Here is a 1,895-nt window from a genome sequence, read left to right as displayed (position 1 = left end):
AACAAATCAACCAGGGTCTTATCCTTCGGATAAGACACCGCCGTAGCATTGAAGGTTTCCAATAACTCCACCTGCTCTGCTGCACTTAAATAATCAAGATCTTTAATCGCTGCAGATGGATCTGTGACCATCAGTTCAAGGATTTGAAGAAAATGGGCCGCTAGCCTGGAAAGCATAGCCCCTTCATAAACATGCCCATTGTATTCAAACCGTATCTCCAGTGATTCTCCGGGAATGATCAGCACCGTCAAATCATAACCGGTCTGTTCAAATACTGCTGAAGAAAGCAGCGTTAAAGCATTACGCTCTTCGGTGATTTCCCGGGAAACCAGTTCCTGTACAGGATAGTTCTCAAATACAAGAATATGGTCAAACAGTTCCCTGCCCAGCCCGCTCTGTGATTGAACACCGGCAAGCTGGGTATAATGATGGGACGTGCCCGCTATGGAATCCTGCTGAACGGACTGTAATACAGACCCTACTGAAAACCCCTCACCAAACCCGATCCGTACAGGGATCGTATTGATAAACAGGCCGATCATCTCTTCTATACCAGTCACCTCTGCCGGGCGGCCCGAAACCACCGCGCCAAAAACTACGTCATCCGTATTGTTATAATTCCCCAGCAAGATACCCCAGGCGGTTTGGATCAGGGTGTTCTCGGTAATTGCAAGTTCACTGCATAGCCTTTTGATAGCCAAACTTAAAATCCCTCCTACCTGAACAGACTCCTGCCTGCGCAGGTAACCCTTTAATCCCAAATCCTTTTCGGCTGATCCCAAATACTTTTTAGGTAAACCTGCAATAGTTTCATATCCTGATAAATACTCGCTCCAGTAACTTAAAGAAACCGTTTGATCCTGGACCATTAACCATTTGATATAATCCGAATATGGATATACAGTGCCCAGTATTGCCGGTTTGCCCGACAAGTGACTTTCGTACAACTGGAAGAATTCTTTGATCAGAATCCCTACGCACCAGCCATCCATTAAGATATGATGATGGCTCCAGACAAACTCATAAGTATCATCTCCTAAGCCCAGTACTGTCAAACGCATCTGAGAACCTGAATGCAGGTCAAAACCACGGCTACGGTCAGACAACTTAAAGGCCTCAACGGCATCCGCTTCTCCTTTTTCTGCTGTTGCTGTTGTTGTTGTTGCTGCTGTTGTTGCTGCTGTTGCTGCTGTTGTTGCTGATAAATCAATATAAACCAGCGAACTAAGCTCCCGGCTTACTACCTGAACCGGAATATCAGCCAGCTCATGGCTAAAGTAAGTGCGCAGGACAGCGTGACGGGAAACCAGTTCCTGGTAAGCCAGGGACAGCTGAGCCAGATCCAGTATGCCCTGCACGCGGTAACTCATCTGCTCAAAATAACCCGATGAAGCAGGGTTACTTAACCAGTAATGATATAACCCTTCCTGTAACGGGCTTAACGGATAAACATCTGATAGTTTCTGTCCATTATTTAAAACAAGAACAGCTGATAATGAGAGGTCTTTGTAAGTCAAATCTACAGGGGTCAGGTGAACCTGATGCTCTGCGGATAGGAAATTGATGATCTCTTCCAGCTGCCGTTCATAGGCCGATAGAAACCTGCCTATCCGGGCTGCAGAATATTGCTCGGCACTATAGCTTACAGCAAGCCGTAAACGTCCCTCTGCAATGATCCCCGAAATACCCAGCTTCTCCCAGCGGTCCATCTCTCCCGAGATTTCCGCTCCGTGGCCTTCACCACTAAAACTAAACAGCTCCTGCCCATCTGCACCGGACACGCCTGAACCGAAATCACCAAGATAATTGAACGTTATATCCGGATGGACAGCAGTAAAACCAGTTCCACCGGTCCCTGCCAGCACCCCATAACCGATTCCCTTATTGGGAACACG

General features: G+C 47.2%; 1 protein-coding gene. It reads right to left on the bottom strand.

Features of this window, described 5'->3' with window-relative positions:
* The coding region (locus tag ABIB30_RS27195) for a condensation domain-containing protein (protein ID WP_354306160.1) at nucleotides 1–1,895 on the bottom strand (1,895 nt) is incomplete at both ends.

It is taken from the genome of Pedobacter sp. UYP1, from assembly GCF_040547305.1.
Taxonomy (GTDB): domain Bacteria; phylum Bacteroidota; class Bacteroidia; order Sphingobacteriales; family Sphingobacteriaceae; genus Pedobacter.
The sequence above is the reverse complement of the archived record's forward strand: the minus strand, read 5'-3'. Positions and strand labels throughout refer to the sequence as shown.